This window comes from Kitasatospora sp. SUK 42 (assembly GCF_015776785.2).
In the GTDB taxonomy this organism is placed as follows: domain Bacteria; phylum Actinomycetota; class Actinomycetes; order Streptomycetales; family Streptomycetaceae; genus Kitasatospora.
Window position 1 is genome coordinate 129600 of sequence record NZ_LFMD02000005.1, and the last position, 23382, is coordinate 152981.

General features: G+C 73.9%; 22 protein-coding genes. 9 read left to right on the forward strand and 13 right to left on the reverse strand.

Annotated elements, in window-relative coordinates; translation table 11 throughout:
* Positions 1 to 216 precede the first annotated feature (216 nt).
* Together RZ50_RS19255 and RZ50_RS19260 are read right to left on the reverse strand one after the other, a co-directional pair.
* Positions 217 to 549 carry a response regulator transcription factor gene (locus tag RZ50_RS19255; protein WP_374199959.1) on the reverse strand — a complete coding sequence of 111 codons (333 nt, stop codon included), beginning with the start codon at positions 547 to 549 and terminating at the stop codon, positions 217 to 219.
* On the reverse strand, positions 546 to 1802 hold the full coding sequence (locus RZ50_RS19260) for a sensor histidine kinase (protein ID WP_196950977.1): 1257 nt from the start codon (positions 1800 to 1802) through the stop codon (positions 546 to 548). The genes RZ50_RS19255 and RZ50_RS19260 overlap by 4 nt, the downstream gene beginning before the upstream one ends.
* 125 nt (positions 1803 to 1927) lie before the next feature.
* Between RZ50_RS19260 and RZ50_RS19265 the strand changes: the two genes are divergently transcribed.
* The gene (locus RZ50_RS19265; RefSeq protein WP_196950976.1) at positions 1928 to 2839 is read left to right on the forward strand and encodes an ABC transporter ATP-binding protein; all 912 of its coding nucleotides are present in this window, start codon (positions 1928 to 1930) and stop codon (positions 2837 to 2839) included.
* Entirely contained in the window at positions 2836 to 3663 is an 828-nt protein-coding gene (locus tag RZ50_RS19270) for an ABC transporter permease subunit (protein ID WP_196950975.1), read from the forward strand. The genes RZ50_RS19265 and RZ50_RS19270 overlap by 4 nt, the downstream gene beginning before the upstream one ends.
* Before the next feature lie 28 nt (positions 3664 to 3691).
* On the opposite strand, the gene RZ50_RS19275 is transcribed toward RZ50_RS19270, so the two are convergent.
* Positions 3692 to 5176, reverse strand: a complete 1485-nt coding sequence (locus RZ50_RS19275) for an MFS transporter (RefSeq protein ID WP_254802880.1) — start codon at positions 5174 to 5176, stop codon at positions 3692 to 3694.
* Positions 5177 to 5463: 287 nt separating this feature from the next.
* On the opposite strand from RZ50_RS19275, the gene RZ50_RS19280 reads away from it, so the two are divergent.
* Positions 5464 to 7530 (forward strand): MDR family MFS transporter, encoded by a 2067-nt coding sequence (locus tag RZ50_RS19280; RefSeq protein WP_196950973.1) that lies wholly within the window; start codon positions 5464 to 5466, stop codon positions 7528 to 7530.
* Between the two features lie 31 nt (positions 7531 to 7561).
* On the opposite strand, the gene RZ50_RS19285 is transcribed toward RZ50_RS19280, so the two are convergent.
* From RZ50_RS19285 to RZ50_RS19300, 4 genes are all read right to left on the reverse strand, one after another.
* A complete protein-coding gene (locus RZ50_RS19285; RefSeq protein ID WP_196950972.1) occupies positions 7562 to 8131 on the reverse strand; it encodes a Uma2 family endonuclease in 570 nt (189 codons plus the stop codon).
* A gap of 187 nt (positions 8132 to 8318) precedes the next feature.
* Positions 8319 to 8828: a GNAT family N-acetyltransferase gene (locus RZ50_RS19290; protein ID WP_196950971.1), complete on the reverse strand. Its 510-nt coding sequence runs from the start codon at positions 8826 to 8828 to the stop codon at positions 8319 to 8321.
* Between the two features lie 108 nt (positions 8829 to 8936).
* A complete protein-coding gene (locus RZ50_RS19295) occupies positions 8937 to 10205 on the reverse strand; it encodes an MFS transporter (protein ID WP_196950970.1) in 1269 nt (422 codons plus the stop codon).
* Between the two features lie 81 nt (positions 10206 to 10286).
* A complete protein-coding gene (locus RZ50_RS19300; protein ID WP_196950969.1) occupies positions 10287 to 10928 on the reverse strand; it encodes a GntR family transcriptional regulator in 642 nt (213 codons plus the stop codon).
* Positions 10929 to 11170: 242 nt separating this feature from the next.
* On the opposite strand from RZ50_RS19300, the gene lysA reads away from it, so the two are divergent.
* The 3 genes from lysA to RZ50_RS19315 all read left to right on the forward strand — a co-directional run bounded on the left by lysA (position 11171) and on the right by RZ50_RS19315 (position 13730).
* Positions 11171 to 12520 (forward strand): diaminopimelate decarboxylase, encoded by a 1350-nt coding sequence (gene lysA / locus RZ50_RS19305; RefSeq protein ID WP_308271867.1) that lies wholly within the window; start codon positions 11171 to 11173, stop codon positions 12518 to 12520.
* A 9-nt stretch (positions 12521 to 12529) separates the two neighbouring features.
* Positions 12530 to 13456, forward strand: a complete 927-nt coding sequence (locus RZ50_RS19310) for a LysR family transcriptional regulator (RefSeq protein WP_196950967.1) — start codon at positions 12530 to 12532, stop codon at positions 13454 to 13456.
* A gap of 97 nt (positions 13457 to 13553) precedes the next feature.
* Entirely contained in the window at positions 13554 to 13730 is a 177-nt protein-coding gene (locus RZ50_RS19315) for a hypothetical protein (protein ID WP_196950966.1), read from the forward strand.
* 34 nt (positions 13731 to 13764) lie between these two features.
* Here the strand turns inward: RZ50_RS19315 and RZ50_RS19320 are convergent, their stop codons facing one another.
* From RZ50_RS19320 to RZ50_RS19345, 6 genes are all read right to left on the reverse strand, one after another.
* A complete protein-coding gene (locus RZ50_RS19320; protein ID WP_196950965.1) occupies positions 13765 to 14613 on the reverse strand; it encodes a serine hydrolase in 849 nt (282 codons plus the stop codon).
* Positions 14610 to 16250, reverse strand: coding sequence for a D-aminoacylase (locus tag RZ50_RS19325; RefSeq protein ID WP_308271869.1), 1641 nt, complete (start codon positions 16248 to 16250; stop codon positions 14610 to 14612). Before RZ50_RS19325 ends, RZ50_RS19320 begins: the two co-directional genes overlap by 4 nt.
* 29 nt (positions 16251 to 16279) lie before the next feature.
* Positions 16280 to 17038, reverse strand: coding sequence for an amino acid ABC transporter ATP-binding protein (locus RZ50_RS19330; RefSeq protein WP_196950980.1), 759 nt, complete (start codon positions 17036 to 17038; stop codon positions 16280 to 16282).
* Positions 17039 to 17073: 35 nt separating this feature from the next.
* The gene (locus RZ50_RS19335; protein ID WP_196950963.1) at positions 17074 to 18096 is read right to left on the reverse strand and encodes an amino acid ABC transporter permease; all 1023 of its coding nucleotides are present in this window, start codon (positions 18094 to 18096) and stop codon (positions 17074 to 17076) included.
* A gap of 31 nt (positions 18097 to 18127) precedes the next feature.
* On the reverse strand, positions 18128 to 19012 hold the full coding sequence (locus RZ50_RS19340; protein ID WP_196950962.1) for an ABC transporter substrate-binding protein: 885 nt from the start codon (positions 19010 to 19012) through the stop codon (positions 18128 to 18130).
* A gap of 228 nt (positions 19013 to 19240) precedes the next feature.
* Positions 19241 to 19810, reverse strand: coding sequence for a TetR/AcrR family transcriptional regulator (locus tag RZ50_RS19345; RefSeq protein WP_196950961.1), 570 nt, complete (start codon positions 19808 to 19810; stop codon positions 19241 to 19243).
* Between the two features lie 73 nt (positions 19811 to 19883).
* Here RZ50_RS19345 and RZ50_RS19350 point away from each other — a divergent pair, with 73 nt between their 5' ends.
* The 3 genes from RZ50_RS19350 to RZ50_RS19360 all read left to right on the forward strand — a co-directional run bounded on the left by RZ50_RS19350 (position 19884) and on the right by RZ50_RS19360 (position 23186).
* Positions 19884 to 20369 carry an FBP domain-containing protein gene (locus RZ50_RS19350; RefSeq protein WP_196950960.1) on the forward strand — a complete coding sequence of 162 codons (486 nt, stop codon included), beginning with the start codon at positions 19884 to 19886 and terminating at the stop codon, positions 20367 to 20369.
* 155 nt (positions 20370 to 20524) lie between these two features.
* Entirely contained in the window at positions 20525 to 21328 is an 804-nt protein-coding gene (locus RZ50_RS19355; RefSeq protein ID WP_196950959.1) for a hypothetical protein, read from the forward strand.
* A 145-nt stretch (positions 21329 to 21473) separates the two neighbouring features.
* On the forward strand, positions 21474 to 23186 hold the full coding sequence (locus RZ50_RS19360; protein ID WP_196950958.1) for an Ig domain-containing protein: 1713 nt from the start codon (positions 21474 to 21476) through the stop codon (positions 23184 to 23186).
* The last annotated feature ends 196 nt before the right edge of the window (positions 23187 to 23382 follow it).

Genomic DNA, 23382 nt, shown 5'->3' on the forward strand with positions numbered 1-23382 from the left:
ACCGCGAATGCACCCAGTCCGACGCCTGCCCGCACGCCGGACACACCGCCGGAGCGTCATCCCTGGTCCGGGCCGTGATCCGCAGCAGGTCCCCGCTGGCCTCCACTCGCTCGACCTGCACCGCGGCCAGCTGCGGCAGCAGGTCCCCCACCACGACAACACACACAGCCAGCTTGCCACCGCCAACAAGCCGACACCACAGGCGAGTTGAAGCGATCAACGATTACGAAAATCTTGTAAGAGCCGGAAGCCTGACGCCCCGGCGTGCAGCGCCGCGTACACGTGGGCGTCCTCGTCGAAGGTGGTGAGCACGACCACCCTGGTCGGCCCGCCGGCGGCGGTCACCAGCCGGGTCGCCTCGATGCCGTCCACGCCGGGCATCCGGATGTCCATCACCACGACGTCCGGCCGCAGTTCGGCGGCCAGCCGGACGGCCTCGGCGCCGTCGCCGGCCTCGCCGACCACCTCGACGTCGGTCGTCTCCGTGATGACCATCTCCAGCGCGGCCCGCACCAGCGGCTGGTCGTCGGCCAGGACGACGCGGATCACGCGACCACCTCCCCGGCCCCACGGCCTGTCTTCGAACTCGTGTCTGCGGGGCGACGTTGGGGAGAGGCCCCGGGGATCGGCAGCCGTGCGGCGACCCGGAAGCCGCCGTCCGGGCGCGGGCCGGCCTCGAACTCGCCGTGCAGCAGCGCGACCCGCTCGCGCAGCCCGGCCAGGCCGAAGCCACCGGGCGCCTCGCCCCGGCCGGGGCGCCCACCCCGGCCGCGGTCGGTGATCTCCACGGACAACTCGCCCTCCCTGCTGCGGTCCACGGTCACCAGGCAGTCGCGGGCCCCGGCGTGCCGGACCACGTTGGTGACCGACTCCTGGATGATCCGGAAGGCCGACAGGTCGATCTCCGGCGGCAGCGGCCCCTGCTCCCCCTCGCGCCGCACCGCCACCCGTACGCCCGCCGCCGTGGTCGTCCCGGCGAGCCGGTCGAGGTCGCCCAGGCCCTGCGGGGCGGTCGCCGGGGCCTCCCCCTCGGCCTCGCGCAGCGCGACCAGCATCCGGCGCAGCGCGGCGAGGGTCTCCCGCCCGGCGGACTCGATCTCGCCGAGCGCCTGCTTGGCCCGCTCCGGCCGACGGTCGATCACCCGGCGGGCCGCGCCGGCCTGGAGGGCGACGATGCCGATGCTGTGCGCGACGGTGTCGTGCATCTCCCGGGCGATCCGCAGCCGTTCGGCGGTGACCGCCTCGGCGGCGGCCCGGCCGCTGAGCGCCTCGGCGTGCTCCCGGTTCTGCCGGAGCGAGCGCCCGGCGAGCCAGGCGACCAGGGCGAGCAGCACGGCGCCGTCGGCCTCGCCGACGTGGGTGCCGGTGAAGACGCCGACGGTGTTGCCGTTCACGAGGCCGACGTGCAGCACCAGGAAGGCCGTCACCAGGGCGAAGGCCGCCCGTGAACTGCGGCGCGGGCAGCGGGCGGTGATCAGGAACAGCGCGGCGTCCACGGCGAGCAGCGCGGCCGGGGGCACCTGGACCTTCCCGGCCCAGCCGTCGGTCTCCGTCCAGGTGGCGACCAGCAGCAGCGCGACCGAGAGCACCGGCACCCTGCGCACCAGCGCGGCGCCGAGGAGGGCCACCGCCGTGTCGCCCAGGGTGAAGGCCAGGCCGCCGTGCAGGGCGGCGCCCCGGTGCAGCCGCTCGGCGCCGCCGAGCAGCAGGGCGGGATAGCCGACGGCCACGCACCAGGCGAGGGCGACCCAGGCCTCGGGCGGGACACGCCGGAACAACGGGGGCGGGGGCGTCGCGGGCATGGTTCGAGATCGTAACGAGCGGGGTGGCGTCCGGCATCCGACCCAGGTTGTACGACCGGGGCCGACCTGCGGTGTCGACACCGGTCCGATGTGCCCGGGCCGGCCGTCCCGGCACCGTGGTGCCCGTGATCGAAGTCATCGAACTGACCAAACGTTACGGCCGCCGGACCGTCGTCGACCGGCTCACCTTCACCGTCCGCCCCGGCCACGTCACCGGTTTCCTCGGCCCCAACGGCGCGGGCAAGTCCACCACCCTGCGGCTGATCCTCGGCCTGGGCGACCCGACCGGCGGCACCGCCACCGTCGGCGGCCGTCCCTTCCGCGGCCTGCCGCGCGGGCTGCGCCAGGTCGGCGCGCTGCTGGACGCGGGCGACGTGCACGGCGGGCGCACCGGGGCCGCGCACCTGCGGGCGCTGGCGCTCAGCAACGCGATCCCGGCCACCCGCGTCGAGGAGGTGCTGCACGAGGTCGGGCTGGCCGGGGCCGCCGGGCGGCGCATCGGCGGCTACTCGCTGGGCATGCGGCAGCGCCTCGGCATCGCGGGCGCGCTGCTCGGCGACCCGCCGGTGCTGCTGTTCGACGAGCCGCTCAACGGCCTCGACCCGGAGGGCGTGCTGTGGGTGCGGCGGCTGTTCCGCCGGCTCGCCGACGAGGGACGGACGGTGTTCGTCTCCAGCCACATGATGGCCGAGATGGAGCACACCGCCGACCGCCTGGTGGTGATCGGGCGCGGACGGCTGATCGCCGACGAGAGCCTCGCCGAGTTCGCCGCCCGCGCCGGTCGAACCGCCGTCACCGTCCGCGCCGCGGAACCCGACCGGCTGGCGGCCGTCCTGACCGCGGCCGGCGCCACCGTCCGCCCCGGCCCGGACGGCGCCCTGGAGGTGACCGGCGTGGACGCCGGACGGATCGGCGAACTCGCCCTGGAGGAACGGCTGTTGCTGTACGCGCTGACCGAGCGCGGCGCCTCCCTGGAGGAGGCCTTCATGGAACTGACCGCCGACAGCGTCGAATACCTCGCCGGAGAGCCCCGATGAGCACCGTGACCGCCCCCGCCCTCCCCCGCCCGCGCTTCGGCGACCTGCTGGCCGCCGAGTGGCTCAAGTTCCGTTCGCTGCGCTCGATCCCCTGGGTGCTCGGCCTCAGCACGCTCGCCGTCGTCGCCTCCGGCCTCAGGTCGGCCGTCTACACCCACGGCCACTACACCCCCGGCCCGGGGGATCCGGCGGTGATGGCGCAGGTCGCGCTCAACAGCGCCTTCGACACCTTGTCGGCGGACATCGTGATGCTGGTCGCGGGCGGCGTCGGCGCGACCCTGATCGCCGGCGAGTACGCCACCGGGCTGATCCGCACCACCCTGGCCGCCGTGCCCGACCGACGGGCGGTGCTGCTGGCCAAGGCGGTCGTGCTGGCGGCGGCGATGCTCGGCTTCGGCGCACTCGGCGCGGGCGTCTCCTTCGGCGTCACCCAGGCCGTCCTGGCCGACCTCGGCATCGGCCGGTCCATCGCCGACCCGACCGCCCTGCGCTTCGTCGCGGCGGCCGCGCTGTTCGCCCCGGTCTGCGCCCTGGTCGGGCTCTGTCTGGGCACCCTCGTCCGGCACAGCGCGGGCGCGGTGGTCGGCACGGTACTGGTGCTGTTCTTCCTGCCCTCCCTCGTCACCGAGCGCTACCGCTGGACGGCCGACCTGCTGCACGCCCTGCCCTTCCCCGCCTGGCAGCGCCTGGCCCGCACCTCCCTGGCGGGCCTGCGCCCCACCGAGTACCCGGCCACCGTCGCGGGCTCCTGGGCCACCTACGCGCTCTGGTCGCTCGCCTCGGTGGCGATCGCGGCGGCGGTCGTCCAGCGCCGGGACCACTGAGGTTCCGCGACAGCGCCGCGGCCGCCCGTCACGGCCCGCTCCGCGCCGCCCGGCGGCTCGCCGAACCCTCCGCCACGGCCACCAGCAGGGCGGCCAGGACCAGGCCGGCCGCCACGCTGACGCCCATCTGGAAGGCCAGCGTCCAGTCGGGGTGCGGCCCGGCGGCGTGGGCGAAGAAGACCGAGCCGACGACCGCGATGCCGACCGCCGAGCCGACCCGCTGCGCGGTCTGCAGCACACCGCCGGCGCTGCCCGCGCGGGCGAGCGGGACGTGCTGGAGGGTCAGCGTCTGGTTCGGGGCGATCACCAGCCCGCTGCCCACCCCGGCGACCAGCAGCGGCAGCGCCATCGCCCAGCCGATCGAGCGCGCCGACCAGAACTGCACCACCACGGCCGAGGCCAGCAGCCCGAGCAGCACCAGCACCAGGCCGAACTCCACCAGCCGCCGGCCCAGCCGGCACACCAGCCGTCCGCCGACCGCCGCGGACACGCCCGAGCCCAGCGCGAACGGGGTGACCGCCAGACCGGCCGTCAGCGCCGCGTAGTGCAGGCCCGTCTGGAGGTAGATCGTGAAGATGAAGAAGATCGCGGTGAACCCGGCGAAGTACACCAGCGACAGCAGCACCCCCGCCGCGTACGGCCGCACCGCGAACAGCGCCATGCTGACCAGCGGCTCCCGGCTGCGCGCGTAGTACCGCTCCCAGACGACGAAGGCCGCCAGCAGCACCGCCGCCACCGGCAGCAGCAGCCAGCGCACCGCCCCGTGCCACTGCTGCTCCTGGACGAAGGGCAGCAGCAGCGCGACCGTCCCCGCGCCCAGCAGCAGCACCCCGACCGGGTCGAAGTCGCGGTGCCCGGCCCGCTCGGCGGCCGGGCGGGGCGGCGGGAGCAGCCGGTAGGCGATCGGCAGGGCGACGACACCGATCGGCAGGTTGACGTAGAACACCCAGCGCCAGCCGTCGTGCGGGCCGAACAGGTGGATCAGCAGGCCGCCCATCAACGGCCCGACGGCGGTGGACAGCCCGATGGTCGCGCCGAGCGCGCCGAAGGCCCGGCCGCGCTCGGCGCCCTGGAACAGCACCTGGATGAAGCCGGACACCTGCGGCACCAGCACCCCGCCCGCCGCACCCTGGAGCAGCCGGGCCAGCACCAGCCACTCCTGGCTGCGGGCCGCCCCGGCCAGGGCGCTGGCCGCGGTGAACAGCGCGAGCCCGCTGAGGAAGACGGCCCGCCGGCTGCGGGCGTCGCCGAGCCGCCCGGACGGGACGAGCACCAGGCCGAAGGCGAGCGAGTAGCCGCTGAGCACCCACTGCAGGCCGCTGTCCGACATGTGCAGCCCGACCCGGACGGTGGGCAGGGCGACGTTGACGATGCTGACGTCCAGCAGGGTCATGAACCCGGCGACCAGGCACACGGCGAGCGCCTGCCAACGCCGCGCCTCGGCCCGCCCGTTCGTGGCGGGGGCGCCGGGCGGCTGCGGGTTCACCGCTTCACTGGAGGATCGGGCGGTCATGGTGGGCCCCTTCCCTGCGTCCGGGAGCGAACGGGGGGACGACCGGGAGCGAACGGGAGTGAACGGGGGGCGTCCAGGGGCGAACGGGGGCGTCCGGGCGTCCGGCTCACGTCGGCTTCGGGCTGCTCGACGGCGAACGGCTCGGCTACGGGCGGCTCGGCGTCGGGCAGCTCGGCTCATCCTCGCCCGCCCCACCCGGGGCCGCCACCCGGGCCCGCCGGACCCCCACATCACCCGAACGGGCGAACCGGATCGCGACCGGCCCGCCCCCGCCCGAGGCTGGCCGCATGACTGTCGCCACCGAGACCCCGCCGTCCGCCCCTCCAGTGCTCGACGTACGGCAGCGGAACGTCGTCTTCGTCACCATCGTGCTCGGCATGCTGCTGGCCGCCCTCGACCAGACCATCGTCGGCACCGCGCTGCCCACCATCGTCGCGGACCTCGGCGGGGCCACCCACATGTCCTGGGTGGTGACGGCCTACCTGCTGGCCGAGACGGTCGCCACCGTGCTGGCCGGCAAGTTCGGCGACCTGTACGGGCGCAAGCTGCTGTTCCAGGTGTCGGCGATCGTCTTCGTCGGAGGCTCGTTCCTCTGCGGCCTGGCCACCGACATGACGCTGCTCATCGCCTGGCGGGCGGTGCAGGGCATCGGCGCGGGCGGCCTGATGGTGACGGCGATGGCGCTGATCGCGGACGTCATCCCGCTGCGCGAGCGCGGCAAGTACCAGGGCGCGATCGGCGCGGTGTTCGGCGTGGCCACGGTGATCGGACCGCTGCTGGGCGGACTGTTCACCGACCACCTGTCCTGGCGCTGGGCGTTCTACGTCAACGTGCCGATCGCCGTCGTGGTGGTGGCCGCGGCCGCCCGGACCATCCCCTCGGTGCGCTCGACGGTGCGGCCGGTCATCGACTACCTGGGGATCGCGCTGGTCGCGGTCGGCGCCAGCGCCCTGATCCTGGCGACCAGTTGGGGCGGCAACCAGTACGCCTGGGGCTCCGGGGCGATCATCGGCCTGTTCGCCGCCGGCGTGGTGGCGCTCGGCCTGTTCTGCTGGGCGGAGACCCGGGCGGTCGAACCCATGCTGCCGATGCGGCTGTTCCGCAACCCGGTGTTCGCGGTCTGCTCGGTGCTCAGCTTCATCGTCGGCTTCGCCATGCTCGGCGCGCTCACCTTCCTGCCGACCTTCCTTCAGTACGTGGACGGCGACTCGGCGACGGTCTCCGGCGTACGGATGCTGCCGATGGTGATCGGCCTGCTGATCGCCTCCGTCACCAGCGGCAACATCGTCAGCAAGACCGGCGCGTACCGGCTGTTCCCGATCGCCGGCACCCTGGTGATGGCCGTCGGCCTCTACCTGCTCTCCCGGCTCGAACCGGGCACCGGCACCGCGCTCGCCTCGCTCTACATGTTCGTCCTCGGCGTCGGCATCGGGCTGAGCATGCAGGTGCTCACCATCGCCGTGCAGAACACCGTCGACTACACGGACCTCGGCACCGCCACCGCCGGGGTCACCTTCTTCCGCACCATCGGCAGTTCCTTCGGCACCGCCGTGTTCGGCACCCTCTACACCAACAGCCTCAAGGGCGACCTGGCCCGGGGCATCGGCGCCGCCGCCCGGACCACCGGCGCCGACCCGGCCGTGCTCGCCCGCGCCGCCGAGAGCCCGCAGGGCCTGCACGCGCTGCCCGCCGCCCAGGCCGCACCGATCGTCCAGGCGTACTCCGACTCGCTGCACACCGTGTACCTGTGGACGATCCCCGTGGCCCTCCTGGGCTTCGTCGTCGCGCTCTTCCTCAAGGAGGTGCCGCTGCGCGACACCACCCGGGCCGGCTCCACCGACATGGGCGAGGGCTTCGCCCAGCCGACCACCAGCGACTCCGACCCGCACCTGGAGTACGCCGTCTGCCAACTCGTACGCGGCGTGGACCTGGACACCGTCCGCACCATCGTCAGCGGCGCCGACACCCGGGTCGACCTGGCCGGGGCCTGGGCACTGACGGAGGTGGCCCGCCACACCAAGGCCGTCGGCCACGCCTCGCTCGACCTGATCGCCGCCCGCAAGCGGCTGCCGCCCGAGGTCCTGGAGCCGGTCTTCGACCGGATGACCGCCGAGGGCTACCTCACCCGCGACGGCGACCGGCTCGCCCCCACCGACACCGGCACCCACGAGGTCCGCACCCTCGCCCACGCGTGGTCCGACTGGCTCAACGCCCGCCTCGACGCCGACGCCGGCCGCCCCCGCAGCCCCCAACTGCGCGCCGCGGCCGACGCCATCGCCTGGCGCCTCCTGGTCGAGGACCTCGCCAACGGCCTCCCGGCCCACGCCCGCCCGAAGAACGGCGCCAGGGTCTGAAACCTGTTGCGGAAGGTTCGGGCAGCGCCGGCTACAGGCGGGTCGTGTCGAGATCGAGGCCGAAGGGCGCCGGGAGGTGAACGGGCGTGCCGAAGGGGTGCGGGCCGCTCTCCTCGGCGTAACCGAGGCGGGTCGGTTCGCTGTACAGGGTGCAGGTGCGGTGCTCCCGGTCGACGAGGAGGTAGAGCGGAGCACCGTACTGGCCGTAGCGACGGCGCTTGACGACCCGGTCGGTCTCCGCGTTGGAGGGGGAACTCACCTCGACGATCAGGAGGGTCTGATCGGGCAGCAGCGCGCCTTCGGTCTTCGCGGCGAGCTCGGCGGGCACGACGGCCAGGTCCGGGACGTACCAGTTCTCGCTGCCGGGCAGGTCGAGGTTGCCGGAGCCGGACACCAGGTCGAGCTGTTCCAGCCGGGCGCTGAGCTGCCGACGGACGACCTCGGCGGCGGACTCGTGTGCCCAGGACGGTGACACGGGGGTGATCACTCCCTCGACGATCTCGGTGCGGGTGCCCGCGATGTGCTGGATCGCGTACTTCAAGGCCCGCTCGGGGTCGCTGACGGTGCTGTAGTCGTCAGGGATGTGGGGTGCTGTACTCACAACGCGTCTCCTTCCCTCCCGCGATTCTTCACCAGAGCATGCGGTCTCTCGGCCGACCAACGGGTTCAACGCCCAGGGGTCGGTGAAGGTCACGGTGGCCCGGGGCGGCGTCGGGGCCCGGGACCATGGGGGCTGTCCGGGGCCCCTGCCGTCCGGGCCGTCCGGGCCTGCGGCCCGGACGCCGCGGCTACGGGGTCTTCAGGGCCTTCGCCATGACCAGCTCCCGGCGTAGGCCGTCGGCCATCAGGTCGCCGGGCTCGTCGGTGTCGGCGAAGCCGTTGCGGCGGTAGAGGGCGAGGGCGGCGGGGTTGTCCGGGGCGACCGCCAGCTTGAGGGTGGTGCGGCCCTGGTCGGTGGCCCAGTGGGCGATCTCGGTGATCAGCCGGTCCGCCACGCCCTTGCCGCGGGCCTGCGGGCCGACCCACATCGAGATCAGCTCGGCGGCGGCCGCGTCCGCCTCGACGGGTACGCCGCTGGCCATCCCGACCGGGCGGCCGGCCAGCAGGGCGACGAGGTCGAGGGCGCCGGGCAGGTCGAGCCGGGAGCGCCAGCGGGCCTCCTCGGCGTCCTGCCAGTCGGCCAGGGTCGAGCCGAAGGCGTACGGCGCCTCGGCCAGGGCGGCCAGGCGCAGCTCGCGCCAGAGCGGCCAGTCGTCGGGGCTCACCCGGCGCAGTTCCAGTTCGTCCAGTTCAGGCATGGTGTGGACCCTGCCGTACGGCGCCGGGCGGGGCAAGCCGATTTCGGCCCGGGGGTAGCGCGCCGCCCCGCCCGGTGTGCGGGCGGGGCGGCGGGGGCCGACCGGTCGTCAGAGCGCGGAGGACCCGGCGAGGGCCGGCTCGGCGGCGGGGGCGGTGCGGCGGGAGGAGAAGGCGATCACGGCGAGGCTGGCGAGCGCGAGGGCGGTGACCACCGAGAGCATCACGGTGTAGGAGGCCAGCGAGGAGAGCGCCGCGAGCAGGGCGGGCAGCAGGAAGCCCGAGTAGCAGAGGGCGTAGTAGACGCCGGTGATGCCGGCCAGGTCGTCCGGGGTGACGATGCGCTGGATCTCCAGCAGGCCGGAGACGACGCCGATCCCGTACGCGGCGCCGAGGAAGACGGCACCGCCGAGGCCGAGGAGCGGTGAGCGGAGCGCCGCGTCGCCGGCGCAGACGGCCATCCCGCAGGCCATCAGGACCATCGAGACGAGGATGCCGCGCGCCGAGTCCAGGGAGTCGAGCCGCTTGGCGAAGGGCTGGACCAGCGCGCCGGTGCCGAGGGTGAGGACGGTCAGCAGGGTGGCGTAGGCGAGCGACCAGTGGCCGAGCCGGTCACCGACCAGCTGCGGGGTCACCGCGTAGGCGACGCCGGCCGAGCCGAACACCCAGGGGGCCATCGGCAGGACCACCCGCAGGAAGCGGCGGTGCCCGGCGGCGGGGACCTTGAGGTCGGCCCACAGGCTCCCGACCGCGCCCGAGCGGGCCCGCGACTCCACCGCCTTCGGCAGCAGGAACAGCACGGGTACGGTGACCAGCAGGTGGGCGAGGTACGGGGTGACCATCGGCCAGGGGCCCCACTGGGCGAGCGCGCCGGCCACCCCGGCGCCGAGGCCGAAGCCGAGGGTGAGGGCGAGGGAGGCCCGCCGGGCGCCCGCGCCCGGGTCGGCGGCCGGGTCGTGCGGGGCCTGGGAGAGCTCCTTGACCCAGCTGGTGCCGACCGCCATCGCGATGCCGACGGCTATGCCGGTGAGGAACCGCCCGGCGTAGATGGGGAGTTCGCCGGTGACGCCGCCGCACAGCACGCCGCTGGCGGCGAGCGAGGCGACGACCGCGCCGATCATCAGCGGGCGGCGCCCGTAGCGGTCCGAGGCCGCCCCGCCGACCAGCAGCCCGGGGACCAGCCCGAGCACGTAGGCCCCCAGGAAGGCGTCGACGGTGACCTCGGAGTAGCCGCCGAGGTGGCGGTACATCAGCAGCAGCGGGGTGAACTGGTTGCCGCCCCAGCCGCAGCAGAGCATGGCCAGGGCCGCGACCAGCCAGGGCCTCCCCCGGCCGGTGGGCGCGACGGGGCTGGCGGACGGCCGCCGGGTGGTGCTCATGGTGGTGCTGCTCCTTGTCGGATGGTGGTCCCGGCGGTCCGTCGGGGGTGCACGCGGGTCGCCGCCCCGCGCCAGGGGGTGTCAGCGGTGCGCGTCCAGGTGGGTGCGCAGCGCCTCGGTGAAGCCGGCGGCGTCGCGGGCCGCGATGCGCTCGACCATCGCGGTGTGCTCCTCGACCAGCGTGGCCAGCCGCTCCGGCCGGAGCTGGAGCAGCTGCACGGCCATCCGCCGCTGGCGGTCGCGCAGCGTCTCGTAGAAGCGCTCGGCGAGCGCGTTGCCGGCGGCCGTCACGATGCCCCGGTGGAAGGCCTCGTCGGCGTCCGCGAAGGCGCCGACGTCGGCGCGGCGGGCGGGCTCGCGCTGGAGGTCGATCAGCTCGGACAGCTGCCGCAGCAGGTCGTCGAGCGGCTCGGCGCGGCGGGTGATCCGGCGCACGGCGGTGCTCTCCAGCGCCTCGCGCAGCTCCAGCACGTCCTCGGCCTCGCCCGGCCCCACCGGCACCACGACGGCGCCGCGCTTGGGGAAGAGCTGGAGCAGGCCCTCCGCCTGGAGCCGCAGGAAGGCCTCCCGGACCGGGGTGCGGCTGAGTCCGGCGCGTTCGGCGATCTCGCCCTCGCTGATCAGCGTCCCGCCGGGGAGGCCGCCGCTGAGGATGAGGTCCTTGGCCAGTTCGTACGCGCGGTCCGCGGCCGGGATGCGGGCGGGTGGCGGGGTGTCGGGCATGGAGCCACCGTAGCACCATAGATACAAGCTTGGATGCATGGCTTCGGACGCGGTGGTCCACGCACGGGACACCGGTCGTTCGTGAGCGTCGATGTCGGGAGCGTCGATTCCGGCGGCGCCGATGTCGGCGGCATCGAGCAGCATCGATTTCCGTACTGGTCAGCGCCGGAAGAATGCGCTTTCTCGCCCCCTCCCGCAGGGCCGAGGATGGGCGGGCCAGCCAGCCCTGCCGGGAGGAAGCCGTGTCCCCTCTGTCGCCAGCCCTGCCGCCCGTCGATCCGGGCCTGCTGCCGCTCACCGCCGAGTTCCGGCCCGAAGGGCTGGCCGTCGGCGGCGTCCCCCTGGAGGCGGTGGCCCGCGAGTACGGCACCCCGCTGTTCGTCTACGACGAGGAGCACCTGCGCCGCCGCTGCCGGGAGGCCGTCGCCGCCTTCGGCCGCGACAACGTCGCCTACGCCTCCAAGGCCTTCCTCTGCACCGCCATGGCCCGCCTCGCCGCCGAGGAGGGCCTGCTGCTGGACGTCGCCTCCGGCGGCGAGCTGCGCACCGCGCTGTACGCCGGGGTGGAGCCGGAGCGGATCGTGCTGCACGGCAACAACAAGGACGAGGCCGAGCTGCGCACCGCGATGACCGTGGGCCTGCGCCACATCGTGGTGGACAGCTTCGACGAGCTGGACCGGATCGAGCGGCTGCACCACACCGAGGGCCTGCCCCCGGCCCGGGTCCAGCTGCGGGTGGCCCCCGGCGTCGCGGCCGGCGCCCACCAGTCCATCCAGACCGGCGGCCACGACTCCAAGTTCGGCTTCGGCCTGGCCGGCGGCGCCGCCGAGGCCGCGGTGCGCCGCGCCGCCGCCTCCCCCGCCGTACGGCTGGAGGGCGTGCACGCCCACGTCGGCTCGCAGGTGCTGGACCCGGCCGAACTGGCCGACGGCGCCGCCACCATGGCCCGCTTCGCGGTGGAGTCCGGGGTGCACCGGCTGACCGTGGGCGGCGGCCTGGGCGTGGCCTACCTGAGCGGCCAGAGCGCGCCCTCCTTCGCCGTCTGGGCCGAGCGGGTGCGCGCGGCGGTGCGCGGCGCGGGCTGGACCGGCGAGGTGGGCGTCGAGCCCGGCCGCTCGATCGCCGCCCGGGCCGGGATGACCCTGTACCGGGTCGGCACCATCAAGCCGATCGAGGGCGTCCGCACCTACGTCAGTGTGGACGGCGGGATGAGCGACAACCTGCGCCCCGCCCTGTACGGCGCCCGCTACGAGGCCTTCCTGCCGCGCTGCCCCGAGGCGCCCCGGCCGCGGCGGGCCCGGCTGGTCGGCAAGCACTGCGAGAGCGGCGACGTGATCATCGACGACGCCGCGCTCCCGGCCGACCTCCGGGTCGGGGACCTGCTGGCCACCCCGGTCACCGGGGCCTACGGCTACGCGATGGCGTCCAACTACAACAAGCTGCCCCGGCCCGCCGTGGTCTTCGTCCGGGACGGCCGGGCCCGCCTCGTGGTGCGCCGGGAGACCGAGCACGACCTGCTGCGGCTGGACGTGGCCGCCGACCGGGCCGACCAGGCCGAGCTGGTGGCTGCGCAGCCCGTACACACGGCCTAACCTGGGCCGATGCTGAACAGCGCCCGACTGCACGTCCTGCTGGAGATCGCCCGCCGCGGCACCATCGTGGCCGCGGCGCAGGCCCTGCACCTGAGCCCGTCCGCCATCTCGCACCAGCTCGCCCGCCTGGAGCAGGAGTTGGGTGTCGCGCTGGTGGAACGGGCTCCGCAGTCGTTGCGGCTGACGGCCGCGGGGGTGCGGCTGGCCGAGCACGCCCAGGCGATCGCCGATCTGATGGCCGTCGCCCAGGACGACCTGCGGGCGCACTCCGAGGGCGCGGCCGGTGTGCTGCGGATCGGCTTCTTCGCCTCCGCCGGGCTGGACCTGCTGCCCCGGGCGCTGGCGGCGTTCGCGGCCGGGCACCCGCAGGTGGAGCTGGAGCTCATCATGGGCCAGCCGCACGAGCTGCTGCCGGACCTGGAGGCCGGCCGGCTGGACGTGGCCGTGGTCTTCGAGCACCCGCTGGACCCGTGGTGCCGCCAGGCGGCGGTGGACGTACGGATGTTCTTCGAGGAGCCGCAGCTGGTCGTGGTGCCGCTGCGGCACCGGCTCGGGCGGCGTTCGGTGGTGCGGCTGGCCGAGCTGGAGGGCGAGAGCTGGATCGGCACGCACGGCGGCAGCACCGGCGAGCCGGTGCTCGAACGCGCCTGCGCGGCCGAGGGGTTCCGCCCCCGGGTGCGCTGCCGCAGCGACCACTACCAGGTCACCATCAACCTCGCGCGGGCCGGCATGGGCGTCGCGCTGATCCCGGCGCTCGGCCTGGCCGACAGCGCCGGGGTGCACGTCTGCCGGCTGGACCACCCCCAGCTGCACCGCCGGATCGGGGTGGCCACCCGCGCCACCAACCGCAACCCGGTGCTGCGCGCCTTCCTCGCCGAACTGGCCTCCGCCGCGGGGGAGATCAGGTCCCTGCTCGACATGCAGTGGGCCGTCTGACCTCCCCTGCGGGCACCACCGCTCCGGGCCCTGTGCGGCGGGCCGCGGGTGTGCCATGCTGCACCCGCCAGCATCCGTCCGTTGATGGGAACGACCGATGATCCGTCGGATATCCGCACTCCTGGTCGCCGCCGCAGCCGTCCTGTCCGTCGTGGCGACGGCGACGGCCTACGACCGGCACGCCTCGTCCTCCACCTCCGTCACGGCCGACGAGGAGACCGCCTCCACCGCGGGCGGGCACACCCAGAACCGCGTGGAGCCGACCGGCGCCTGAGGCGACCGGCCGGCCACGTCCCGGCCCTCCCGGTTCAGGCCGCCCGCTGGGCCCAGGCGGCGAGGGCGCGGCCGACGTCCCGGATGGCGTGCACGGCGGCCCGTTCGGTGCTGGGGCCCAGCGCCACGTCCCAGTGCGCGACCACCGCGTACGCCACCCGGCGGGCGCCCACGATGACGCCCGCGTCGGCCCGTACACCGGTGTCCGTCCCGGTCTTGTTGGCCACCAGCAGGCGGCCGGGCAGCGGTTCGGGGAAGCCCGGCGCGTACGGGTCGTGGTCGATCAGCGCGGGCACCAGCCCGTGGTCGGTGTTGGCGCGCATCCAGTCGAGCAGCCGGGCCGAGGCGGCCGGGGAGGCCAGCTCGCCGCGGACGGCGAGGGCCACCAGGCGGGCGAGGTCCCGGGCGGTGCCGGTGGCGAAGACCGGCGGCACGCCGGGCCCGCGCTCGTCGCGCACCCGGTCGTGCAGGGTGAGGTGTTCCAGCCCGAGGCCGCGCGCGAGCCGAACGGTTGCCGGGAGGCCGACCAGCCGCAGCAGCGCGTTGGTGGCGGTGTTGTCGCTGACGGCGGCGGTCAGCCAGGCCAGGTCCTCGACCGTCCAGCCGGGCCGGCTGAGCCGGCCCAGCAGACCGGTGCCGCCGGTCACGTCCTCGGGCCGGACCTCCACCGGCCCGTCCGCCGCCAGTTCGCCGCTGTCCAGCCGCCGCGCGACCTCGGCCAGCAGCAGCAGCTTGGAGGCGCTGGCGACCGGCAGGACGACCGTGTCGTCCACGCCGACCGCCTCTCCCCCGCCCCCGGCGTCCACGTCGACGGCGGCGACGGACAGGGTCAGCGGCAGCGCCGCCGAGCTGCGCGCGGCGGCGGCCACCTGGGCGAGGCTCATCGGACCCGCACCACCTCTCCGGCCCGGGCGGAGGTCGGCCGGCCGTCGCGCACCGCGACCCGTCCGGCCACCAGGACGGTCTCCACGCCCACCGGCGGCAGCAGCGGCTGCTCGAAGGTCGCACCGTCGAGGACGGCCTCCGGGTCCAGCACCACCAGGTCCGCCACGGCGCCGTCGCGCAGCACGCCGCGCCCGTCGAGGCGGAAGCGCTCGGCGGGCAGCCCGGTCATCTTGTGCACCGCGAGCTCCAGCGGCAGCAGCCCCTCGCGGCGCCCGTAGTGGCCGAGCACCCGGGCGAAGCTGCCCGCCCAACGGGGGTGCGGGCGGCCGGGTTTGGGCACCCCGTCCGAGCCGATCATCGACAGCGGGCTGGCCAGCACCCGGCGGACGTCGTCCTCGCGCATCGAGTGGCTGATGATGGTCACCTCGCCCTGCGAGTCCAGCAGCAGGTCGCAGACGTAGTCCACCGGGTCGGCGCCCCGTTCGGCGGCCAGGTCGGCGATCCGCCCGCCCTCGGCGGCGCGGCGGGCCGGGGCGGCGGCCACCGATATCAGGTCCCAGCCGCCGTTGCCGACGGTGTTCTCCCAGCCGTCCACGCCGTTCGCGATGTCCTCCCGGATCCGGTCGCGCACCTCGGGGCTGCGCAGCCGCTCCAGCAGGGCGGCCACCCCGCCCTCGCTGGTCCACGGCGGCAGCATCGCGTGCAGCACGGTGCTGCCCGCCGTGTACGGGTAGACGTCGCAGAGCACGTCCACGCCCTCGGCGCGGGCCTGCTCCAGGCGCGGCAGGGTGCGCAGGGTGGCGCCCCAGGCGTACCGGCCGGCGGTCTTGTGGTGGGAGACCTGCAAGGGGGCGCCGGAGCGCACCGCGATCTCCAGGGCCTCCTCCAGTGCCTTCTCCACCTGGGACATCTCGTCGCGCAGGTGGGTCACGTACGGCTTGCCGTGGCGGGCGGCGACCTTCGCCAGGGCGACGATCTCCTCGGTGTCCGAGTAGACCCCGGGCGGGTAGATCAGCCCGGTGGACAGCCCGGCGGCGCCCTGGGTGAGCGCCCGGTCGAGCAGCTCGCACATGGCGGCCAGCTCCTCCGGGCGGGGCGGGCGGTCCTCGAAGCCCATCACCCCGGCCCGCAGCGTGCCGTGGCCGACCAGCGAGGCGAGGTGGTTGCGCCGCAGTTCGGGCCGCTGGCCGGCGGCGAACGCGTCGAAGTCCTCGGCGGGCGGCACCGGCCCGAGGCCGAAGGAGACCCGCAGGTGCTCGGCCAGCTCGGGCAGCCGCTCGGGCAGCGAGGGGAACAGGCTGCTGCCGCAGTTGCCGCCGATCTCGGTGGTGACGCCCTGGAGCAGCGGGGCCAGCCGCAGCTCGTCGAGGGCGTCGCCGTCGGTGTGGGTGCCGCCGCCGAGCGGTGCGGCGAGCGCGTCGGAGTGGGTGTGGACGTCGATGAAGCCGGGGGTGACGACCCGTCCGGTGACGTCCAGGGTCTCGGCCGCGGACACCGCGGCACCCGGGGGCAGCACGGTGACCCGGCCGTCGGAGACGGCGAGGTCGGCCGGCCGGGCGGCGGCCCCGGTGCCGTCGACCAGGGTGCCGCCGCGCAGCAGCAGGTCGATCCGGGGTCCGGTCGGGGTTGCGGTCACGGGCGGTCCCATCGTCACAGGCAGTCCCATCAGAGCACGGTCGAGAGGAAGGCCCGGGTGCGGTCGTGCCGCGGGGCGGTGAACACGTCGGCCGGGCTGCCGGCCTCCACGACGGCGCCGCGGTCCATGAAGACGACCCGGTCGGCGACCTCCCGGGCGAAGCCCATCTCGTGGGTGACCACGACCATCGTCATGCCGCTGCGGGCGAGGTCGCGCATCACGCCCAGGACCTCGCCGACGAGTTCGGGGTCGAGCGCGGAGGTGGGCTCGTCGAACAGCATCAGGGTCGGGTCCATGGCCAGCGCCCGGGCGATGGCGACGCGCTGCTGCTGGCCGCCGGAGAGCTGCGCCGGGTAGTGGTCGGCCCGGTCGGCGAGGCCGACCCGGTCGAGCAGTTCGCGGGCCCGGCTCTCGACCTCCCCGCGCGGGCGGCGCTTGACCACCGTCGGGCCCTCCATCACGTTCTGCAGGGCCGTGCGGTGCGGGAACAGGTGGAAGCGCTGGAAGACCATGCCGATCCGCTCCCGCTGGTGCCGGATGTCGCGCGGACGCCGCTCACGCAGCCGGCCCGCCGACCCGTACGGCTCGTAGCCGACCAGCTCGCCGTTCACCTCGATCCGCCCGGCGTCGATCTTCTCCAGGTGGTTGAAGCAGCGCAGCAGCGTGGACTTGCCGGAGCCCGAGGGGCCGATCACGCAGAGCACCTCCCCGGCGCGGACCTCCAGGTCGATGCCGCACAGCACCTCCAGCTCGCCGAAGCGCTTGCGCACCCCTCGGGCCGAGAGGATCACCTCGTCGGTCGGCGGCTTGCTCAGCGTCGTGCTCACCTGGTCTCCCCCTTCGCGGACTTCGCGGACTTCGTGGACTTCTCCACGGACTTCTCGGGCTGCCTCGCGGCCTGCTTCGCTGCCGCGGGCTTCTTCGGCCCGCGCCCCGGCCGCAGGTTGCCCAGCACCCGCCGGTACAGCGGGGGCGGGGCGGCGGCCGGGTTGAACCTGCGCTCCACCGCGTGCTGGGCGATGCTCGCGATGGTCGTCAGCACCAGGTACCAGATCGACGCGACGATCAGCAGCGCGATCACCTCGAAGTTGGCGAGGTAGAGGTGCTGGGAGACGGTCATCAGGTCGGCGCCGGCGATCACGGACACCAGCGAGGTGGTCTTCAGCATCGAGATGAACTGGTTCCCGAACGGAGGGATGATCACCCGCATCGCCTGCGGCAGCACCACCCGGGTGAGGATCCGCAGGTTGGACATGCCCAGCGAGGCGCCGGCCTCGCGCTGCCCCGGGTCCACGCTCTGGATGCCGGCCCGGACGATCTCGGACATGTAGGCGCCCTCGTTGATCGACAGGCCGAGCAGCGCCGCGACGAAGCCGGTGATCAGGGTGTTGGACTGCCAACTGACCAGCTTGGGGCCGTCGAAGGGGATGCCGATGCTGATCTCCGGGAAGAGCAGCGCCAGGTTGAACCAGAAGATCAGCTGGACCAGCAGCGGGGTGCCGCGGAAGAACCAGGTGTACGCGCCGGCCGTGGTGCGCAGCACCGGGCTGTCGGACAGCTGCATCACCGCCACCACCACGCCGATGACGATGCCCACCACCTGGGAGATCAGGGTGAGTTGGACCGTCACCCAGAGCCCTTCCAGGATCACGCCGTCGAACTGGTACTTCGCGACGATGTCCCAGTGCAGGTTGGGGTTGACGATGACCGTCCAGGCGAGCCAGACGGCCGCGAAGGCCGCGGCCAGGACGGCGATCCAGCGGCCCGGGCGGGGGCGGCCGGTCACCAGGAGCGCGAGGTCGTCCTCGTACGCCCCGGTGGCGGCGGGGGGCGCGGGGTGTCTCATGTCGGTGCTCATCTCGTCGTGCCCGCCGTTCTCACTGCGCCGCGTTGACGGTGGCGCGTTCGACGGCGCTGCCGCCCACCTGGTAGGTGTCCAGCACCTTGCGGTAGTCGCCGCTGTCGATCAGCTCCTGGAGCGCCTTCTGCACGGCGTCGCGCAGTCCGCCGTCCTTCTTCGCGACCGCGATGCCCCACGGCGCCGTGCCGTACTGCTCGGGGAGCACCTCGTAGGAGCCGCTGTTCTTCACGAACATCTGCGCCACCGGGTAGTCCACGATGGTGGCCACGGCGCGGTCGCTGTCGAGCTGGAGCAGCCCGGTCGGGGCGTCCTCGCTCTGCGAGATGGCCATCTTGGTGCCGCACTTGGCGTTCTGCTGCTCGCCGATCTCCAGGTTGGAGCTGCCCTTGGCGAGGACGACCTTCCTGCCGCAGAGGTCTTCGAGGGACTTGATGCCCTCGGGGTTGCCCTTCTTCGTCATGATGACGCCGCCGGTGCGGAAGTAGTCGACGAAGTCGACGGCCTGGCGGCGCTGTTCGCTGTCGGTCATGGACGACATCACCAGGTCGTAGCGGCCGGCCTGGAGGCCCGGGATGAGCCCGTCGAAGGAGGAGTTGGAGAGTTCGAGCTTCAGCCCGAGCCGTGCGGCGATCGCGGCGGCGAGGTCCGGGTCGACGCCGGTCAGCTCGGTGGTGCCGGTCTTGTACATCTCCATCGGCGGGTAGCCGACGGAGGTGGCCACTCTGAGCACGCCGCTCTGCTTGTTCTTCGCCGGGAGCAGCTCGGCGGCGCTCTTGCCGGAGGTGTTCTGCCCGCCGGCGGCGGACGGGGAGCTGCCCTGGTCGGACCGCCCGCAGGCGGTGGCGGCGAGTGCGACCAGGGCCAGCGCGGCCAGACAGCGCAGGGAACGGGGGCGGTTCATCGGCGACTCCCTCAGGCGGTGACGGTGCGCCGATGCTGGCAGCCGAGTCCGGGTGAACGGAAGATGATGAAGCTATTGCTGGCTGACCAACGATTTTCGTACCGCTAGCCCCGCTGCCCTGCGTGTTTGCCGCCGGACGGACCGTCGCCGCTTGTGAAGGTTTCGTCGTGCCCGGCGCGGCCCGGCACGGCCCGGCGACGACTGAGAAGCGGGGGCTGAGAAGCGGGGTCAGGCCTTCGGCCAGTTGCGCAGCAGGGCGTCGAGGGCGTCCAGGATCCGCGGCCAGGTGTCCTCCGTGGTGCGCGGGGTGTGCTGGAAGCCCCCCGCCCGCTCCAGGGCCACGTAGCCGTGGAAGGTGCTGCCGAGCAGACGGACGGCGTCGGTCTCGTCGGGCTCCGCGAGGTCGTAGCCGCGCAGGATCGCGCGGGTCATCCGGGAGTGCCGAACGGCGGCGCTGTTGCGCGCGGTCTCGTAGTCGAGTTCGAGCTGCGCGGCGGCGTAGCGGCCGGGGTGCTCGCGGGCGTAGTCGCGGTAGGCGTTGGCGAAGGCGGCCAGGGCGTCCTTGCCGGCGCGCCCCGCCAGGGCCGCGGCGACCCGGTCGGCGAGTTCCTCAAGGGCGAGCAGGGCGATCCTGGTCTTGAGGTCCTGGGAGTTCCTGACGTGCGAGTACAGACTCGCGTCCTTGACGCCGAAGTGTCGCGCGAGCGCCGAGACCGTGACCTTGTCGAAGCCGACCTCGTCGGCCAGTTCCGCACCCGCTCGGGTGAGTCGTTCCGCGTTCAGTCCTACGCGCGCCATGTGTGCTTCCCTTCGATCGCCGAGGGCCATTATACGTTTGCCTAATACTCCTAGGTATTTTACGTTGACTCCTATGAAGCCGATGACCGAACAAGAGATCCGTTCCGCCTTCGTGAACTGCAGCAAGGGGGAGGCGAAGCGCCTGCACGTGCCCCGCGACCTGGTCGAACGGCCTTGGGACGACCTGGACTTCCTCGGATGGCGCGACCCGCAGGCCCCCGATCGCGCCTACCTCGCGGCCGAGTTCGACGGCCGTACGGTGGCGGTCGTGCTGCGTTCCTCCGGCGCCGCCTCCTGGCAGGCCCGGCGCAGCATCTGCTCGCTCTGCGTGACCACCCACACCGGGGGCGTCTCGCTGCTGGTCGCTCCCCGGGCGGGGAAGGCCGGCCAGCAGGGCAACTCCGTCGGCGCGTACATGTGCGCCGACCTCGCCTGTTCGCTCTACGTGCGCGGCAAGCGGGAGGTCGGCACCCGGCTCCACGAGTCGCTCACCGTCGAGGAGAAGATCCGCCGCACGGTGGTCAACCTCACCGCCTTCGTCTCCAAGGTCACCGCGTGACCGGGGTCGGGGCTTCGCCCTGAGGCCTCCATCGCCGACGCGTCCCGCGCGGGACCTTCGGTGGGAACTCGCCAGCCCCGGCGACGGCCCTACCGGCGACGACCCGGGCGGTCCCGCATCCTGGCCGCACACCACCGAGCCGAGAGGGAGCCGCCTTGCGCATCACCGACGCCCGCACCGGGCAACGCACCGAGATCCACCCGCGCCGGGTCGGGCTCCTGCGCGCGACCGTCGACGTCGGCGAGCAGGGCCACCCGTTCGGCCTCGGGGACCTGCGGGCCCTGGTGGCCGGTGACGTACTGGTCCGCACCTGCGAGGCCCAGGGGATGCAGGTGATCACCGAACTCGTCGTCCCGGACGCCCCCGCGGAGAAGGCCCGGGCGCTGCTGGAGGTCGCCGGCCGACTCGGCGTCCACCCACCCGCCAGGCTGAGCACCCGCCACGACGTGGACGGCTCGAACCGGACCCCGGCCGATCTCGTCATCACCAGCCGCTCACCGCTGCGCCCCGGCCCGGCGTCCACGTCGCTCCTGGTCGCCGGGCCGGTGACGGCGCCCCTGCGCGTCCGTCCGGACCCCGGGGCCGAAGCGCCGGCCTCGATCACCGTGGACGGGCACGATCCCCTCGCGCTGCGCCTCGCCTTCCTCGAACACGCCGTCACCGCCCCGATCCGGCTCACCGACGACGATCTGGCGAACGCCTCGGCGGAGCTGGCCCGCTGGCGCGCACTGGTGGCCGACATCGCCCGCGAGCCGTCCGGCCCGCCGGAAGCCGGCATGATCCAGGCGGGCTTCGACGGCCTCAACGAGGATCTGGACGCCCGGGTCGCGGTACGCGCCCTGCACGCGCTGGAGGCCCGGGCCGCCCTGCCGGACGGCACCCGCTTCGAGACCTATGTGCGTCTGGACCAGATCCTCGCCCTCGAACTCGGCCGCGACATCGGCCGGACCCCCGGGTGATCCGGCCGGGGAGCGCCCCTCCCCGGACCTTCCGGCAATTCGTCGTGTTCCGTTCAAGCTCCGATTACCCCACCATGGGACGGTGTCCGGCGCGCCTACGCGCGTAGCAACGCCCCTGTCCCCCACGGCACAAGGAGCTTGACCCATGCTCAGACACACTGGCGCCATCCGTCCGCTCGCCCTGGGCGCCGTCGCCCTGACCGTGCTCGCCGGCGCGGGCGCCGCACCCCACCGGGCCACGGCGGCGACCGCGACGCCCACCGCCACGACCGCGCAGCACCGCGTCCTGTTCGACAACAGCAAGGCGGAGACCGCCGGCAACGCGGACTGGATCATCAGCACCAGCCAGCCCGACCCGCTCGCCCAGAACGCCAACCCGCAGTCCGAGACCGACTGGACGGGCGCCATCTCCGCCTGGGGCGTGGCCCTCCAGAAGACCGGCCAGTACAGCCTCAAGACCCTGCCGAGCGGCTCCACCATCACGTACGGCACCGGCGGAGCGCTGGACCTCGCCAACTTCGACGAGTTCGTCCTGCCCGAGCCGAACATCCGGCTGAGCGACTCCGAGAAGACCGCCGTCATGACGTTCGTCCAGAACGGCGGCGGGCTCTTCCTGATCTCCGACCACACCGGCAGCGACCGCAACAACGACGGCTGGGACTCCCCCGCCATCATCAACGACCTGATGACCACCAACTCGGTCAACGGCAACGACCCGTTCGGGCTCTCGGTCGACCTGCTCAACATCCAGACCGACAACCCGCGGGCCGTCAGCGCCCCCGCCGACCCCGTCCTGAACGGCCCCTTCGGCACCGTCACCGGCTCGATCATCCGCAACGGCACCACCTTCACCCTCAAGCCCGCCGACAACCCCGCCGTCAAGGGCCTCGTCTACCGCACCGGCTACAGCGGCAACACCGGCGCCTTCTTCGCCACCAGCGGCTTCGGCAAGGGCCGGGTCGCCCTCTGGGGCGACAGCTCGGCCATCGACGACGGCACCGGCGAGCCCGGCAAGACGGTCTACGACGGCTGGAACGACCCGGCCGGCACCGACGCCGCCCTCGCCCTCAACGCCACCGCCTGGCTCGCCGGCGGCAGCGGCGGCAGCACCACCGGCAGCGTCACCCTCACCAACCCCGGCGCCCGGACGGCCACCGCCCAGACCGCCACCAGCCTCCAGCTCTCCGCCACCGACACGGCCGGCGGAAGCCTGAGCTACGGCGCGTCCGGCCTGCCCGCCGGCCTGGGCGTCAACACCACGACCGGCCTGATCAGCGGCACCCCGACCGCCGCCGGGACCTACTCCGTGACGGCCACCGCGACCGACTCCACCGGTCCGTCCTCCTCCGTCACCTTCACCTGGACCGTCCAGCCCGCCGGCGGCAGCGGCTGCGCCGCGGCCCAGCTGCTCACCAACCCCGGCTTCGAGGCCGGTTCGACGGCCGGCTGGACGGAGACCAACACCAGCGGCAGCAGCACCATCAACAGCAGCTCCAGCGAGCCGCCGCACTCCGGCACGTACGACGCCTGGCTGGACGGGTACGGCAGCACCAACACCGACACGCTCGCCCAGACGGTGACCCTGCCGACCGGCTGCAGCACCTACACGTTCAGCTTCTGGCTGCACATCGACACCGCCGCGAGCAGCACCACCGCCTTCGACACCCTGAAGGTGACCGCGAACGGCACCACCCTGGCGACCTACTCCAACGTCAACGCGGCCGCCGGCTACCAGCAGCACAGCTTCAACCTGTCCGCCTACGCCGGCCAGACCGTGACCCTCAAGTTCACGGGTGCCGAGGACTACACCAAGCAGACCTCCTTCGTCCTCGACGACACGGCCGTCAACGTGGCGTGAACCAGGGCCGGTTGCCCCCTCTCCGCCCGGGGAGGGGGCAACCGTGGCAGTGGGCACGGATTCAGCCGGGCGAGGCCGGTCCTCCCGGGCGTCGACGCCGGCGGCTGTGGCGGGGCCGAGTTGCGCGAGCGTCCACCCGGAGGTGGAGGCGGGTGGAACGCCGCCGCCGCGCACATCCACCCGGACCTCCACCCCG